9 protein-coding genes and 2 tRNA genes are annotated in these 15,471 nt (G+C 73.1%); 3 read left to right on the top strand and 8 right to left on the bottom strand.

Annotation, left to right across the window (positions count from 1 at the left end):
• Positions 1-138: 138 nt before the first annotated feature.
• The 6 genes from AB0C62_RS21065 to AB0C62_RS21040 form a co-directional block, all read right to left on the bottom strand.
• Positions 139-2,427 carry a glycosyltransferase family 39 protein gene (locus AB0C62_RS21065; RefSeq protein ID WP_362975232.1) on the bottom strand — a complete coding sequence of 763 codons (2,289 nt, stop codon included), beginning with the start codon at positions 2,425-2,427 and terminating at the stop codon, positions 139-141.
• The gene (locus AB0C62_RS21060; RefSeq protein ID WP_362975231.1) at positions 2,424-3,950 is read right to left on the bottom strand and encodes a bifunctional glycosyltransferase family 2/GtrA family protein; all 1,527 of its coding nucleotides are present in this window, start codon (positions 3,948-3,950) and stop codon (positions 2,424-2,426) included. Before AB0C62_RS21060 ends, AB0C62_RS21065 begins: the two co-directional genes overlap by 4 nt.
• Positions 3,951-3,963: 13 nt before the next feature.
• Positions 3,964-5,559, bottom strand: coding sequence for a HAMP domain-containing sensor histidine kinase (locus tag AB0C62_RS21055; RefSeq protein ID WP_362975229.1), 1,596 nt, complete (start codon positions 5,557-5,559; stop codon positions 3,964-3,966).
• Positions 5,556-6,296 carry a response regulator transcription factor gene (locus AB0C62_RS21050; RefSeq protein ID WP_179165267.1) on the bottom strand — a complete coding sequence of 247 codons (741 nt, stop codon included), beginning with the start codon at positions 6,294-6,296 and terminating at the stop codon, positions 5,556-5,558. The genes AB0C62_RS21055 and AB0C62_RS21050 overlap by 4 nt, the downstream gene beginning before the upstream one ends.
• Positions 6,297-6,462: 166 nt before the next feature.
• On the bottom strand, positions 6,463-7,407 hold the full coding sequence (locus tag AB0C62_RS21045) for an amidohydrolase family protein (protein ID WP_362975227.1): 945 nt from the start codon (positions 7,405-7,407) through the stop codon (positions 6,463-6,465).
• A 118-nt stretch (positions 7,408-7,525) separates the two neighbouring features.
• Positions 7,526-8,401 (bottom strand): DUF2797 domain-containing protein, encoded by an 876-nt coding sequence (locus tag AB0C62_RS21040; RefSeq protein WP_362975225.1) that lies wholly within the window; start codon positions 8,399-8,401, stop codon positions 7,526-7,528.
• Between the two features lie 214 nt (positions 8,402-8,615).
• On the opposite strand from AB0C62_RS21040, the gene AB0C62_RS21035 reads away from it, so the two are divergent.
• Positions 8,616-9,056, top strand: coding sequence for an STAS domain-containing protein (locus tag AB0C62_RS21035; protein ID WP_362975224.1), 441 nt, complete (start codon positions 8,616-8,618; stop codon positions 9,054-9,056).
• A 555-nt stretch (positions 9,057-9,611) separates the two neighbouring features.
• Here AB0C62_RS21035 and AB0C62_RS21030 read toward each other — a convergent pair.
• A tRNA-Arg gene (locus tag AB0C62_RS21030) sits at positions 9,612-9,684 on the bottom strand.
• A 203-nt stretch (positions 9,685-9,887) separates the two neighbouring features.
• A tRNA-Ser gene (locus tag AB0C62_RS21025) sits at positions 9,888-9,978 on the bottom strand.
• A gap of 168 nt (positions 9,979-10,146) precedes the next feature.
• Here AB0C62_RS21025 and AB0C62_RS21020 point away from each other — a divergent pair.
• Together AB0C62_RS21020 and AB0C62_RS21015 are read left to right on the top strand one after the other, a co-directional pair.
• A complete protein-coding gene (locus AB0C62_RS21020) occupies positions 10,147-10,704 on the top strand; it encodes an SSI family serine proteinase inhibitor (RefSeq protein ID WP_362975222.1) in 558 nt (185 codons plus the stop codon).
• A gap of 281 nt (positions 10,705-10,985) precedes the next feature.
• Entirely contained in the window at positions 10,986-15,428 is a 4,443-nt protein-coding gene (locus AB0C62_RS21015; protein ID WP_362975220.1) for a PAS domain-containing protein, read from the top strand.
• The last annotated feature ends 43 nt before the right edge of the window (positions 15,429-15,471 follow it).

Here is a 15,471-nt window from a genome sequence, read left to right as displayed (position 1 = left end):
CGCCCCTCCTCGGCCGCCCCTCCTCGGGCGTCCCTCCTTGGGCGTCCCTCCTTGGGCGTCCCGAACAGGCGGTGGCCCGGAGCGTGTTCGCTCCGGGCCACCGCCTGCCGCCCCGCGGGACGTGACATCGGTCGACGGTCAGCTGCTGCTCGTCGGCTGCGTCAGGTCGTAGAACGTGGCCGAACCCACCGTCACCTTCTTGAAGTTGGCCGTGACCCAGGAGCTGATCCGAGACGAGGTCGAGGAGCTTGCGCTGCCGCCCGTGCCGCCACCCATACCGCCGCCCGAGATGAAGTAGTGGATCTTCCCTCCGGTCACGTACTTCTTGAACTGGGCCAGGGTCGGCGACGGGTCGGTGCCGTTGAAGCCGCCGATCGCCATCACGGGCTCACCGGTGGCGAGCTGGTAACTCGCCGAGTTCTGCGAGCCGATGGCCGCCGCCGCCCACGTGTAGTCGCCGGCGTTCTTCGACAGCAGCGTCTTGGCAGCGGAGCCGACGTTCGCGCCGTTCAGCAGACCGCCCGCGCCGCCGCCTCCGCCCACACGGCCCTCACCCGGGCCACCGCCGGGCAGGCCGCCCTGCTGGTTCCCGCCCTGGGTGCCGCCGTTGCCCTGTGTGTTCCCGTTGCCCTGCTGGTTCTGGCCGGGGAAACCGCCGGTGCCGCCCGTCGGGGGACCACCCGTGCCGCCGCCCTGCTGCCCGTTCTGCTGGGTGCCGTTCCCGTTCTGCTGGTTCTGTCCGCCTCCCGGGAAACCACCCCGCATGCCACCGCCGCCACCGCCGCCGGGTCCGCCCATCGTGCTCGCCCCGGACGGACCGGCCGTCACGATGGAGCCCGAGTGACCGGTGTCCACCGTGGACAGCGTGTACGCGGTCGGACCGGCGACCGCGGCCACGAAGCTCAGCCCCGCCGCCGCGAGCGCCAGACGACGGCCGAGCCGTGTCACGAAGATCAGGCCGAGCGCGCCGGTCAGACCGCCCACGAGGACGAGCCACTTGAGCCAGGGCAGGTAGTCGGAGGTGCGGTTGAGGAGGACGTACCCCCAGGCCGCGGACGCGGTGGCCGCTCCGGCCAGGGTGAGCGATGCCCACACCTTGCCGCGCTCCTCCCACAGCACCGTCGCGCCCATGCCGACCACGGCAGCGATGTAGGGGGCCAGCGCCACCGTGTAGTACTGGTGGAAGATGCCCGCCATGTAGCTGAAGACGAGCGTGGTCATCAGCAGCGCGCCGCCCCACGCGAGGAACGAGGCGCGGGTCAGGTCGGTCCGCTTCGCCTTCCGGGTGAGGACGACGCCCGCCACCAGCAGAATCAGCGCCGCCGGGAGCAGCCAGGAGATCTGGCCGCCGATCTCGGAGTTGAACATCCGGTTCCAGCCGGTCTCGCCCCACTGTCCGGTGCCGCCTCCGCCACCGCCCCCGCCGCCACCGACGCTGCCGGTCTCGTCGCCGTTGATCCGGCCGAGCCCGTTGTAGCCGAAGGTCAGCTCCAGAAAGGAGTTGTTCTGCGAGCCGCCGATGTAGGGGCGCGAGGACGCGGGCCACAGCTCGACGATCGCGACCCACCACCCGCCGGCGACGACCATCGCCCCCGCCGAGAGACCGATCTGCGCGAACCGCTTCCGCAGGCTCACCGGCGCGCACACCGCGTACAGCACGGCCAGCGGCGGCAGGATCAGGAACGCCTGGAGCGTCTTGGCGAGGAACGCGAAGCCGACCGCGACACCCGCCCAGACCAGCCACTTCGTCCGGCCGTCCTCAAGGCCCCGGATCACGCAGTAGACCGTGACGGTCATGAGCAGCGCGAGCATCGCGTCCGGGTTGTTGAACCGGAACATCAGGGCGGCGACGGGAGTGAGCGCCAGCACCGCGCCCGCGATCAGGCCCGCCGCCGGGCTGAACCGGCGGCGCAGGGCGGCGTACAGGACGCCGACCGTCGCCACGCCCATGAGCACCTCGGGGACGAGGATCGCCCAGGAGCCGAGGCCGAAGATCCGTACCGACAGGGCCATCGGCCACAGCGAGGCCGGGGGCTTGTCGACGGTGATGGCGTTGGCCGAGTCGAGCGAGCCGAAGAAGAACGCCTTCCAGCTCTGGCTGCCCGCCTGGACGGCCGCGGAGTAGAAGGAGTTGGCGTACCCGGAGGCGCTCAGGCCGTACAGGTAGAGCACCGTGGTGGCGAGCAGCAGGGCGAGGAACGCGGGGCGCGCCCAGCGCGGGTCCTCGGGCCTGCCCCGCCAGACCCGGCGGAGGAACGGCCTCGCGGGCTCACCGGCTCCGGGCGCGACCGCGGGGCGGTCCGGCTCGGACGGGAGCGTGGGGGCGGGCGGCCCCCAGGAGGGGGCGGGGCTGCCGGCGAACCGGGCGTCAGCGGCGGGGCTCGCGCCCGTACCGTCCCCGGTACTCGTGTCGGGCTGCGTCGTCATCGCGCGTTCCTCGGATCGTGGTCGTGCGGGCGCACCGCCTGCATCTGCATGGTCGAGTCCCCCCAGCCGTGGTCCGCGGCGTCACCGGCGCGGAACCCGGTCGTGTCGTACGGGTTCGTGGCCGGGGTGGAGGAGGCCGGGGTCGCGGGCCGCTGCGGCAGCGGCTGATGCGCCGCCCGGCCGTGTCGTACGGGCATCGGGTGGGGCGCCGCCGGATGGGCCGCGTGTCCGCCCGGCTGGTGCGAGGCCACCACCGGCGAGGGTGCCGGCGCCGACGGCTCGTCGCGCCGGTCCGGGAAGACCCAGGCGCGGAAGAGCAGGAACCGCAGGACGGTCGCGGCGAGGTTGGCGGCGATCAGGACCGCCAGTTCGGTCGAGTGCGCCGGATCGTCCGTCGCCGCGTTCAGGGCGGCGAGGGATCCGCTGGTCAGGACGAGCCCGATGCCGAAGACGACCAGGCCCTGCGCCTGGTGGCGGACGGCGCCGCCCCGGCCGCGGACCCCGAAGGTCAGCCGCCGGTTGGCCGCGGTGTTGGCGACGGCGGAGACGAGCAGCGCCAGCGCGTTGGCGACCTGCGACCCCGAGAAGGAGCGGAAGCCGCTGTAGAGCAGCAGGTAGAAGAGCGTGGACAGACCGCCCACGACACAGAAGCCGACCAACTGCCGGGCCAACCCCTTGGGAACATCGGTCAGTTCACGGTCACGCGGGTCGTCCCCGAAGGGCCGGGCGAGCCGGTCGAGCGAGAGCGACCCACCGGCGAGGGCGCGTCCCACCCGCCACACCCCCTTCAGGTCGTCCGTCGCGGTCCTGACGATGTGGACGGTCGAGTCCGGGTCGTCGACCCAGTCGACCGGCACCTCGTGGATGCGCAGCCCGGCCCGCTCGGCGAGCACCAGCATCTCGGTGTCGAAGAACCAGCCGGAGTCCTCGACCAGGGGCAGCAGCACCTGGGCGACGTCACGACGGATCGCCTTGAACCCGCACTGCGCGTCCGAGAAGCGGGCCTGGAGCGAGCCGCGCAGGATCAGGTTGTACGAGCGGCTGATGAACTCCCGCTTGGCGCCGCGCACCACCCGCGAGGAGTGGGCGAGCCGCGAGCCGATCGCGAGGTCCGAGTGACCGGAGATCAGCGGCGCCACCAGCGGCAGCAGGGCGTTCAGATCGGTGGACAGGTCGACGTCCATGTACGCGAGGACCGGCGCGTCGGACGCCGACCACACGGTCCGCAGCGCCCGGCCGCGGCCCTTCTGCTCCAGCCGGCAGGAGACGACCTCCGGAAGCCGGGCCGCCAGCCGCGCCGCCACCTGAGGGGTGGTGTCCGTCGACGCGTTGTCCGCCACCGTGATGCGGAACGCGTACGGGAACGTGCGCTTGAGGTGCTCGTGGAGCCTGAGCACACAGGGCTGGAGGTCCTTCTCCTCGTTGTAGACGGGGATCACTACGTCCAGGACAGGCGTGCCGGCGGCTGTGGCCGGGAGATGCTCCCGCGCCGGCAGGTCGCCGGGAGAAGAGTCGGTTCGCATGGAACGACTCTCGTCACGCGCCCTGTTGTGCCCATGTGGTGGCGCTGTGCTGTGCCTGTGAGTGCTGTTGCCACGACGTTTCGGGCGCGATCGCGGGCAGGTGCAGGGTGAACACGGTCCTGCCGGGCACGCTGTCCACGGTCACGCCGCCCCCGTGCGCGGCCGCCACGGCCTGCACGATCGCGAGCCCGAGACCGGTGGAGCCGGACGCCCGGGAGCGCGAGGAGTCGCCGCGCGCGAACCGCTCGAAGACGCGGGGCAGCAGGTCGGCGGGGATACCGGGTCCGTCGTCCTGGACGTCCACGCACAGCCACGGGCCGTGCCGGTGCACCCGCGCGGTGACGGTCGTCCCCGGCGGGGTGTGCGTCCGGGCGTTCGCGAAGAGGTTGACCATGACCTGTTGCAGCCGTGCGGCGTCCGCCGCCACCAGCGCGGGCTCCTCGGGCAGTTCGAGCCGCCAGTAGTGGTCCCGCCCCGCCGCCCGCGCGTCGCTCACGGCATCGATCACCAGGGGGACGAGGTCGGTCTGTTCGTACTGGAGGGGCCGTCCGGCGTCGAGCCGCGCGAGGAGCAGCAGATCCTCCACGAGCAGGGTCATCCGCCCCGCCTCGGACTCGATCCGCCCCAGCGCGTGCCGGGTGTCGGGCCCGGTCTCCTCCCGGCCGCGCCGGGTGAGTTCGGCGTACCCGCGGATGGAGGCGAGCGGGGTGCGCAGCTCGTGACTGGCGTCCGCGACGAACTGTCGTACGCGCATCTCGCTCTGCTGACGTGCTTGCAGCGCTCCGTGGACGTGGTCGAGCATCCGGTTGAGCGCCGCCCCGACCTGCCCGACCTCGGTGTGCGGATCGGACTCCGACTCCGGCACCCGCTCGTAGAGTGTGACCTCCCCGGTGTGCAGGGGTAGTTCGGAGACCCGGGTGGCGGTGGCGGCGACCTTGCGGAGGGGGCGGAGGGCGAGGGTGACGATGGCGGCTCCGGCGAGGGAGGCCGCCACGAGGCCCGCTGCGGTCACGCTGATCTCGACGTAGATCAGCGTGGTGAGGGTGTTGGTGACGTCCTTGGTCGGCAGGGCCACGTAGAAGGCGCCGTTCCCACCGCTCTTGTACTGCACCTGGTACGCGCCACGGCCCGGGACCTCCACGGTGTGCGGCTTCCCGTCCTTGGCCACGGAGGCGAGGGCGGCCAGCTGGCTGTCGCCGAGCTTGACCGTAGTGGGCTGCTCGGCGCCGCTGGAGTCCTTCTTCCCGACGCTGACGACGCCCTGGGTGACCTCGCCGTTCTTCACGATCGCGCCGATGGCGCCGATGGCCTGGCCCCGGGTGACGAAGTCCAGGGGATCCTTGGCGATGCCGTCGTCGCTCGGCGGCCGCATGGTCCGGCCACTGCCCGGCGGATCACCCAGCGGGCCGCCCGCCGCGCGCATGGCCATCTGGGCCACGTTGCCGTTCAGCTGCTCGTACAGATGGGAGCGCAGCGCGATCGTGGTCACCGTGCCGATCACCGCGCAGACGACCGCGATCAGCGCGACGGACGCGACGACGAGCCGCGTCCGCAGAGTGCGCGGCTGCCCTCGCCTCCCCTGCGTCCGCGGCCGTCGTCGTCCGCTCATGACGCGGCGGGCTTGATCAGGTAACCGGCCCCACGCCGGGTGTGGATCATCGGCTCACGCCCGGCGTCGATCTTGCGGCGCAGGTACGAGATGTACAGCTCGACCACGTTGGCCTGGCCGCCGAAGTCGTAGGACCACACACGGTCGAGGATCTGCGCCTTGCTCAGCACCCGGCGCGGATTGCGCATCAGGAACCGCAGCAGCTCGAACTCGGTCGCGGTGAGGTGGATGTTGGCGCCGCCCCGGGACACCTCGTGGCTGTCCTCGTCGAGCGTGAGGTCCCCGACGACGAGCACGGACTCGGAGCGCCGGTCCGAGGCACCCGCACGCCGGATGAGTCCCCGCAGCCGGGCCACGACCTCTTCGAGACTGAACGGCTTGGTGACGTAGTCGTCGCCGCCGGCGGTGAGCCCCGCGATCCGGTCCTCGACCGCGTCCTTCGCCGTCAGGAACAGCACCGGCACGTCCGGCATGTCCCGGCGGAGGCGCCCGAGGACGGCCAGCCCGTCCATGTCCGGCAGCATCATGTCCAGAACGACGGCGTCGGGCCGGAACTCGCGCGCGGTCTGCACCGCGCCCGTCCCGTCGCCCGCGCTGCGGATCTGCCAGCCCTCGTAGCGCAGGGCCATGGACAGCAGCTCGGTGATCGACAGCTCGTCGTCCACCACCAGGACGCGGACGGGGCTCCCGTCCGGCCTCAGCAGTTCGGTGCGCCCCTGGGGCGAGGTCGTGGTCATAGCGGACACCTTGCTGGGCGCCGCTGAGAACGTCCTTTCGACAACCTGTGATTTATCTGAGAAACGCACAGCCGCCTCTCAGGAACCTCCTGGAAAGGTCATGTGCCGCTCTTACCTCCGTGGCTCCCGGCACCTCCCGGCGCACCCCGGCGCACCTCCCTGTGCCTCACAGCCCGAACAGTCGCGCCCCGTTCCCGTGGCAGACCGCGCGCAGCCAGTCGTCCCCCAGACCGAGTCGTTCCAGGGCGCGCAACTGGTGGACGTAGGGGTAGGGGATGTTCGGGAAGTCGGTGCCGAGCAGGACCCGGTCGCCGAGGTCGGCGAGGCGGGGCAGCAGTCCGGCGGGGAACGGCGCGAGCCGCTCGCTGAAGTCCGTGAACGCCATCGTCGTGTCGAGCCGCACCTCGTCGTACCGCTCGGCGAGGGCGAGGAAGTCCTCGTACTCGGGCATGCCGAGGTGCGCGACGACCAGCCGCAGCCGGGGATGGCGGGCGAGGACGCCCGCGACCGGGCCCGGCCCGGTGTGCTTGCCGGGCGAGGGCCCCGATCCGCAGTGGATCACCACGGGGATGCCCGCCTCGGCGAGCATCCCCCAGACCGGGTCGAGGAGTTCGTCCCCCGGGTCGTACGCCCCCACCTGCACATGGGCCTTGAAGACGCGCGCGCCCGCCTCGACCGCCTCGCGCACGTACCGGTCGACGCCCGGCTCGGGGAAGAGGGTGGACGTGTGGAGGCAGTCCGGGGTGCGGCGCGCGAAGTCGACGGCCCAGGAGTTGAGCCACTCGGCCATGCCGGCCTTGTGCGGGTACAGCATCGCGGTGAAGGCACGGACCCCGAACTCCCGGATCAGCGCGAGCCGTTCGTCCTCGTCCGCGCGGTAGGTGATGGGCCACTCGACGCCGCCGGTCAGCTCCCCGACGCGGTCGAAGTAGTCCCAGACCTTGCGCAGCACCCGCTCGGGCATGAAGTGCGTGTGGACGTCCACGAGTCCGGGCAGTCCGAGGCCCTGCCAGAACGCGCGCACCTCCACGGCCTCCCCGGGCACCGCCGCCGAGGCGGCCGCCCGCTCTCCCGGCCGCGTCCCGGCGGATACGTCAGAGTGATCGCTCATGTCCGCCACTCTCCGTCCGCCGGTCCCCCGGCGTCCAGCGCCTTCCGCACGGAACCGGAACGCGGGCCGGCCGCCGGACGGGCCCCCGAGCGGAACCCCGGACGACCGGACCATGCCCTCAGAAGAGCCCGTCCTGGACCCCCGACTCCACGGGCAGGTCCCGTACGGGGAAAGCCCGTACACCGCTCTCCTCCGTGACACCGGTCAGCTCCCATCCGGTCAGCAGCCGGGTGTCGAGGACGAGGACACCGCGCCCGGTGACCAGGTGCAGATCGGGTCCGGCGGCACCGCACAGTTCACCGCTGATCGCCCCTCCCGCCACCAGCTCGCTCACGACCCCCTGCGCGGGAGGCATGCCGTCGAGCCCGAACACGTCCGTGTGGTCGACGGGTTCGAAGGGCTCGCGCCGGAGGGACTCGGGCCAGTTGTCGAGCCGCCCCACCCGCGCGTGCAGCTCTCTGATGCCGGCGATCCGCTGCTCGGGCCCCGGCAGGGCGGCCCGCACCGCCCGCTTGGCGGCGTACGGGATCCGGTCCGGCACCCCGAGCGCGGCCCGCAGCAGCTCCTCGGCCCGCCGCGCCGCCATCAACGGCCCCTGCCCCAGCCAGCTGAAGGTGACGGCCCCCTGTTCCAGGAGCCGTGCGGAACCCCGCTCGACCCGCGTGATCCCCACCTTCACCATGCCGGGCCCGAACCACGCGAGATACACGCGGTACGGCCGCGGGTCGTCGGCCATCGTGTCGGCGGCCACCGAGTGCGCCCGGTCCAGCCGGGCGCAGTCCTCGCAGCGCGCGCCCGTACCGCGCGCGGAGACGACGGCGCGCACGGCACACGCGTTCCCCCTGGCCCCGACGCATGTCCGCACACCCCCGTCCACGACCCCGAACGCCACGCGCCGCCCGCGGGCCAGCGGGCTCTCCCGCCCCCCGCTCCACACGAGCACTGGCCCGTCCCCCGACCACCGCAACCCCGAACACGCCCACACCTGCCGCACACCACCGACAGTAGGGCCCGGCACTGACATCGCCCCGCGCACGGATCAGCAGGGGATGGGTGGTGGCCGCTCGGACGCAAGCGCCGTTCACCCACATGGGTGACACATCGGGCGTCTGGGCGTTTCTTTCACCCTTCATGTTTCTACGGTGGACGGGCGTCACCCTTGCCCCCGGTGACGTTCCGACGACCAAAGCTCCCGTTAGGGATCTCGTATGAGGAACGCCATGGGCATCAAGGACAGGCACACGGACGCCACCCCGCTCGGAGGCGCGGCACCCCTGGGGGCCCTCCCGCCGCCGGGCCCGAACGCGCGCAGCCGTCTCGACCGGGGAGTGACGGTGGTGGAGCTGCACGGCACCGTCGATCTGAACGTCATCCCCGACGTCCGGGTGCACACGGACGCCGCGAGCGCCTACCGGGGCTCCCGGGTGGTCGTGGACCTGCGGCCGGTGGAGTTCCTCGACTGCTCCGGGCTCGGTGTGCTCTGCAGGACCCGGCGCCGGGTCCTCGAACGTGAGGGCCGTCTGGCCCTGGTCTGCGTCCGGCCTTGGCATCTGCGGATCCTCAAGGCCGCCGGACTCGGCCCGCACTTCGAGATCCTCACCACGGTGGAGGAGGCGATCCGGCACACGACGACCGCCAACGACATGTAAGTGCCGGGGAGTTCACGCGCGGGGGCAGTTGAGGCCACCGTGCGCGCGGGCGCCGGGGACCGTCGGCCACGGGTCGGTGCCCACGGCAGTCCGGACGGGCGGACTCAGGACCCTCACCGCCCCCTCAGACGCACACCCCTGCCCTGACGCCCTCGCGTACATCGACCGAAACGCGCGCTGCTGCCACTGCCGGGGCCAGGTATACGCTGCACGCACAGGGCCCACCGCTTCCCGGTTCCGACCGGTGACGGCGACCGGCCCCTGTCTTCAGGCCCCCGGCCCCCGGGTCCTCGTGACCATCCGACCACTGTGAGCGGCTGGGGCCGCATCGCCGACGACGCAGCTCCCAGCCTTCGTCCTCTCCGGCTTTCTGGAGCCGGAATGTGCTCCGGCACACCCGGGTGGGTGGTGAGGACGGTCGGTGCGAGCCGGCAACGGGAGGGGAGCCCGACCCACCCGGGATGACCCGACCCCCGCTCCGAACCAGACCGGCGTCGATGTCACGGCCAACGTCAAAGGCCCCGCCGGTTCAACCGGCGGGGCCTTCGATCTGTGTGCACTCGGCAGGATTCGAACCTGCAACCTTCTGATCCGTAGTCAGATGCTCTATCCGTTAAGCTACGAGTGCTTGTTTTGTTGTTCTTCTGCCTTCGCTTCCCGGGGTTTTCCCCCGCTCGCGGCGACAGGAAGAACATTACATGACTGCCGCCGCCATGTGAAATCCGTTTGCCTCACCCCTTGTGAGCTGCGAAAACACCGTTCTGGACGGTTCAGAGCAGCCCGGGAACGACGAAGCCCCGGTCCAGTGGACCGGGGCTTCGGATCTTCGCGCGGAGGCGGAGGGATTTGAACCCTCGATGGGCTTGAAGGCCCAAACCGCATTAGCAGTGCGGCGCCATAGACCGGACTAGGCGACGCCTCCCGCACAACCGCTCACGCCAGCGCGAGTGGTGCGTGCAGATGATGACACAGACGAGCGCCGCGTCACCAATCGCCCCCTACGGTACTAGGCAGGCAGGCCGGAGGGCAAAGCCCGCCACCGGCGCGCGACCGCGCGCAACCAGGGAGGACGCGTCGCGTTAGGCAGTTCATGTTGCGCCGACTGCTCCTCACCGCCGCCGCGTCCGCCACCGCCGCGCTCACCGCCGTGCCCAGCGCGTCGGCCGGTACCCCCGCACCCCCACCGGCCGCCTCCCCCCTCCCCACGGCATCCCCCGCGTACCTGGCCGCCGCTCCCGCCGGCCTGTCCTCTCTCTACACCGCCGCGCGCAGTGGCACGGAGCCCGCCGCCATGCCGCCGCCGGCCCGCCCCGAGGACTCCGGGGACCGGCTGACGGTGACGGTCCACGACGCGGGCAACGGCGCGGACGGCACGTACGAGCTGGACTGTCATCCCGCGGGCGGAAGTCATCCGCGGCCCGCCGAGGCCTGCGACCTGCTCGACGGGAACACCACGTGGGGCAAGGACCTCTTCGCCCCCGTACCGCCGGACGCCCTGTGCACCATGCAGTACGGCGGTCCGGCCACCGCGCACGTCACGGGTACCTGGGCGGGACGGCCCGTCGACGCCCGCTACGACCGGACGAACGGGTGCGAGATCTCCCGCTGGAACACCATGGTCCCGTTCCTGCCCGACCTGATGTCCTGACCCACGAGCGGGCGGAGCGGAGGCGGGCGCGCGAGGGGTGTCCCCGCGGTTGAGAGAGGAGGGCTCGGGCGATTGGGCGAGGAGCGCCCGAGCGGTTGGGCGAAAACACGTGGTCACAGCTTCTTCGTCGCTTCTGCGTGTGTTCTGCGTGCGACCTCCCTCTCATCCGGCACCGTCGGCGGGACCTCTGCCCGTAGACTCCCTCGCGTGACACGCCGCGGGCAGGTTGGCAAGATGGCATCCGCGGTCGGCAAGGTGCGGTAACAGGGAGGAAGCGTCTCGTGAGCAGCAGGCCATCCCGAGGCGCTGCTCGCCTCGCAGCCATACTGGATGCCCTTCCCGACGCGTTGCTGCTGGTCAACGCCAACGGAACCGTCGTCAACGCCAACACCATCGCCCTGGAGGCCTTCGAGACCCCGGGCACGGCACTGGTGGGCCGCGGGCTGCTCGACCTGCTGCCCGAGTTCGACTCCCGGCTGATCCCCGGGTCCATGCGGCGGCCCGACACCATCGACCAGCGCGGGCGGACCAAGCCCACCCGGATGACCGCGCGGCGCACCGACGGCACGGAGTTCCCGGTCGAGGTCACCAGCGCGAACCTGGAGGACGGCCAGCAGGCCTACGACAGCTACGGCCCGACCCCCGACGAACTGCTCATGCTCGTCGTCCGCGACCTCTCGGGCACCGTCGACACCGAGGCCGAACTCGCCCGTTCGCAGCGCCAGACCGAGATGATCCTGCGCGCCGCGGCCGAGGGTGTCGTCGGGACCGACACCGAGGGACGAGTCGTCCTCGTCAACCCCGCCGCCGCCCAGATCCTCGGCTACCGCGCCAGCGACCTCGGCGGCAAGGACCTGCACGCCCTGATCCTGCACTCGCGGGCCGACGGCGAGCCCTTCCCCTATCCCGAGTCACCGCTCGCCGACACCCTGCGCTCCGGACGCAAGCACCGGGTGCGCGGCCAGGTGCTGTGGTCGAAGTCCGGCGACCAGGTGCCCGTCGACCTGACGACCTCTCCGGTACGCGACGGAGACCAGCTCGTCGGCGCCGTCATGACCTTCACCGACCGGCGGCCGTACGACACCCTCGTCGAGGAGAAGGACGCCGCGGCCACTCGGCACACCGAGGAGCTGGAGCGGATCGGCGAGGAGCACGCCGCCGAACTGGAGGCCCTGCGCGAGCGGCACACCGCCGAGGTCGCCGAGCTGACCGAGCGGCACGAGGAGGAACTCGCCGCGGGGGACGAGCGGTACGCGTCCCTCGGCGAGCGGGAGAAGGACCGCTACGAGGCACTGACCGCCCGGCACGAGCAGCTGCTCGCCGTCCTGGACCAGTCCCTGCGCGGGCCCCTCGACCAGCTGCGCGGCGAACTCTCCAAGCTCGCGGCCGACGACGCGGGGCAGCTGTGGCCGGAGGCCAACCAGGTGCTCCACCACCTCGCGGCCGGCTACTCGCGGATCACCACGCTCGTCGACAACGTGCTCGGCTACCAGCGCCTCGACGCGGGCGACGAGACCATCGCCCGTACGAACGTCATGCTCGACGCCGTCGTGGCGGCCGGTGTCGACGGGGCCGTCGACCTGATCGGGCCCGGACGCGTCCAGTTCGCCGTGCACGCGCCGCCCATCGAGGCCGAGGTCGACCCGCAGCGGCTCGCGCGCGCCCTCGCCCACCTCATCGCGGACGTCGCCGGAGTCGACGCCACCGGCAACGCGCCCGTCTCGGCGGGCGGTTACATGGACAACACCGTCGTCGTGGCCGCGGCGCAGCGCGGCGAGGTCGTCCGGATCGAGGTGCGCGGGCCGTACGCCGGGGGCGACCCGGTGCACGAGCCGATCGTGCGCGGGATCGTGCGCGCCCACGGTGGTGTGCTCCAGACCCACGAGGTCCCCGGGATGAGCGGCAGCGCGTTCGTCCTCGAAGTACCGATCGGGGGCGGGGCCGGAGCGGTCGCGCCCGTGATCGGACCGCCGGTCTCCACCGAGGTCGCGCTGCCCGAGCAGGCCGCGCAGCAGAGCGGCGGCCGGCGACGGGCCCGGCGCTCGTCCGTCGACGCCTTCCTGGACGGCGACGTCACGGCCGAGTCCGACACACAGTCCGGGGACAGCACCGGGGCCGGCGGGACGGTTCCCACCGGTCGGCGCCGTCGGCGCGCGGCCGGGGAGCCCGTGGTCGGCGAGGTGCCGGTTCCCGCGCAGGGGACAGCGGCCGAGGCGGCCGGTGAGGGTTCGGGCGGTACCGGGCGCCGTCGTGGCCGGCCGAGTCCCGCCGAGGGCGCGGGCGACGCCGCGGTACCGGGCGTGGACGACGCGGTCTCCGAGGGCGCGGTCGTCATGGCGGGCGAGCACGGCGCGGGAACGGCGGCCATCGGAACGGGACTGGGCGGGACGGTGCCTCCGCAGGGGGTGCCGGTGCCCTCCGGACGACGCGCCCGCCGTGACGGTGAACAGCAGGCACTCCCCGCCGCGTTGCCGGCCACCGCCGGTGCGCAGGCAGGGGCAGAGAACACGGGTCCGGCCGGTCCGGACGACGACGCCTCGGACGCGGAGCAGCCGACCGGACGGCGCCGTCGTGCGCTGGCCGCGGCGGCCGAACGTGCCGCGGCACAGGAGACGGGCGCCCGTACGGTGTTCGCGCTCCCGCCCGCGGAGGCGGACCGTTCGCCGGAGTACGTCCAGGCCGAGGCGCAGGCGCAGGCCGCCCAGGCCCAGGCGGCTCAGGCGCAGGCGGCACAGGCCCAGGCCCTCCAGGCGCAGGCCGCCCAGGAGGCGCAGGCCCAGGTCGCCCTGGCCCGGCAGGCCGCCGGCGCCGTCGGGACAGGTCACGGTCAGGCCGACGACGGCCGCCACGACGCGGTGTCGCACGCCGACGACGACCACACCCCGCCCCAGCCGCACCCCGTCTCCGGTCCGGGCCGCCGTCGTGCCCGCCAGCTCGCGACGCCGGGCCAGCCCGGTCAGCCGGTCGCTCCGACAGGAACGACGACCGGGACCACCGGAACGCCCGGCATCCCTGGGGCTCCTGGGGCTCCTGGGGCTCCTGGGGCTCCTGGGGCTCCTGGGGCTCCTGGGGCTCCTGGGCAGGGATTCCCTGGACAGGGGGTTCCCTCGCCGGCTGTTCCCGGACAGCAGGTACCGGGACAGGGTGTTCCCGGGCAGCCCGTTCCCGGGCAGCCCGTTCCCGGGCAGCCCGTTCCCGGGCAGGCCCGCCCTGGGCAAGGGGTTCCCGCGCCGGGGGCTCCCGCTCACAGCGTTCCGGCTCAGGGCCGCCCCGCACAGGGAGCCCCGGGTGCCCCCGTCGGTGCGCAGGGCACCCCGGCCGGTGCCGCCGCGATGCCCGGTGCGCCCGCTCCGGCGGCCCAGCAGGCGTGGCCCGACGCGAACACCGCCCCCGGCGCCGACGACACCTCGGGCGCGAACACCCCGGCGCCCGGCGCCGGTCGCCCCGTACAGCCCGGTGTTCCCGGTGCCGCACCGGCCGCCGCACGCTCCGCCCAGCCCGCGCCGTCGGCGGCGCAGCCGGCCACCGCGCCGCTTCCGCCGGAGCGGCCCGCCCCGCGGGTCGCGCAGCCGCTGCCCGCCGAGGCGTCCGCAGCCTCTGCCGCGGCGGACTCCAACTCGACGCAGGGCCGTGCCATAAGCGTGCGCACGCTCGGCCAGGGCGTTCCGTTCGCCCGCCAGGTCGCCGCGGCCCAGCCGGGCGGCGGAGTCCAGGCGCCGACGCCTCCCCCGCACCAGACGAACGGTTCGGGCCGCCGCCGCAAGCTCGGCACACCGCCCGAGCCCGTCGTCGAACGCCCGGAGAACGGCACGCGGTCGCCCCAGCAGACCGGCCAGCCCGGGACCGGACCCCGCCGGCCCGGAGCCACCGAGGGCGCCGGACGGTCGTACGCCATAGGAGCACCGGACGAGAACGCCGCCGAGGGACCCGAGCCGCTCGACGGTCCCGGCGGTGCCGTCGAGGTCGCCGACCAGCCGCACCCCCGGCCGGTGGACGACGAGTTGCCCCCGGAGCCGCTGGACAACCCGCGGCGGCTGCTCGTGTGGCCGGCGCCGGACGTCACCACCCAGCAGGCGCTGAGCGACCGCGGCTACCGTCCCGTCATCGTGCACTCGCGCGAGGAGGTCGACGCGCAGATCGCCGCGTTCCCCGCCGCGCTGTTCGTCGACCCGCTGACCGGCCCGATCACGCGCACAGCCCTCCAGTCGCTGCGGCAGGCCGCCGTGGCCGCCGAGGTGCCCGTCCTCGTGACGGCGGGACTCGGGCAGGCGACGCGCGAGGCGGCGTACGGTGCCGACCCCGCCGTCCTCCTGAAGGCCCTCGCACCGCGCGACTCCGAGCAGCATCCGCCGCGCGTCCTGCTCATCGAGGAGCACGCGGAGATCGCGCTCGCCCTCACCGCGACGCTGGAGCGGCGCGGAATGCAGGTGGCGCGGGCCTCGACGGACGAGGACGCCGTCACGCTGGCCGCGCAGATGCGGCCGAACCTCGTGGTGATGGACCTGATGCAGGTACGTCGTCGGCGCGCCGGAATCGTCGACTGGCTGCGGGCGAACGGGCAGTTGAACCGTACGCCGCTGGTCGTCTACACCGCCGCCGTCGACCCCGCGGAACTGCCGCGGCTGGCCGCGGGAGAGTCCGTGCTGTTCCTCGCCGAGCGCTCCACGAGCGACGAGGTCCAGGACCGGATCGTCGATCTGCTGGCCCGCATCGGTACCAACTAGCGCCCCGAGCACATCCCGTCGTGCACATCCCACTCCGCGACGC

Origin of the sequence: Streptomyces sp. NPDC048643, assembly GCF_040650615.1 — a bacterium.
Classification (GTDB): Bacteria; Actinomycetota; Actinomycetes; order Streptomycetales; family Streptomycetaceae; genus Streptomyces.
This window is presented reverse-complemented; position numbering and strand designations above follow the sequence as displayed.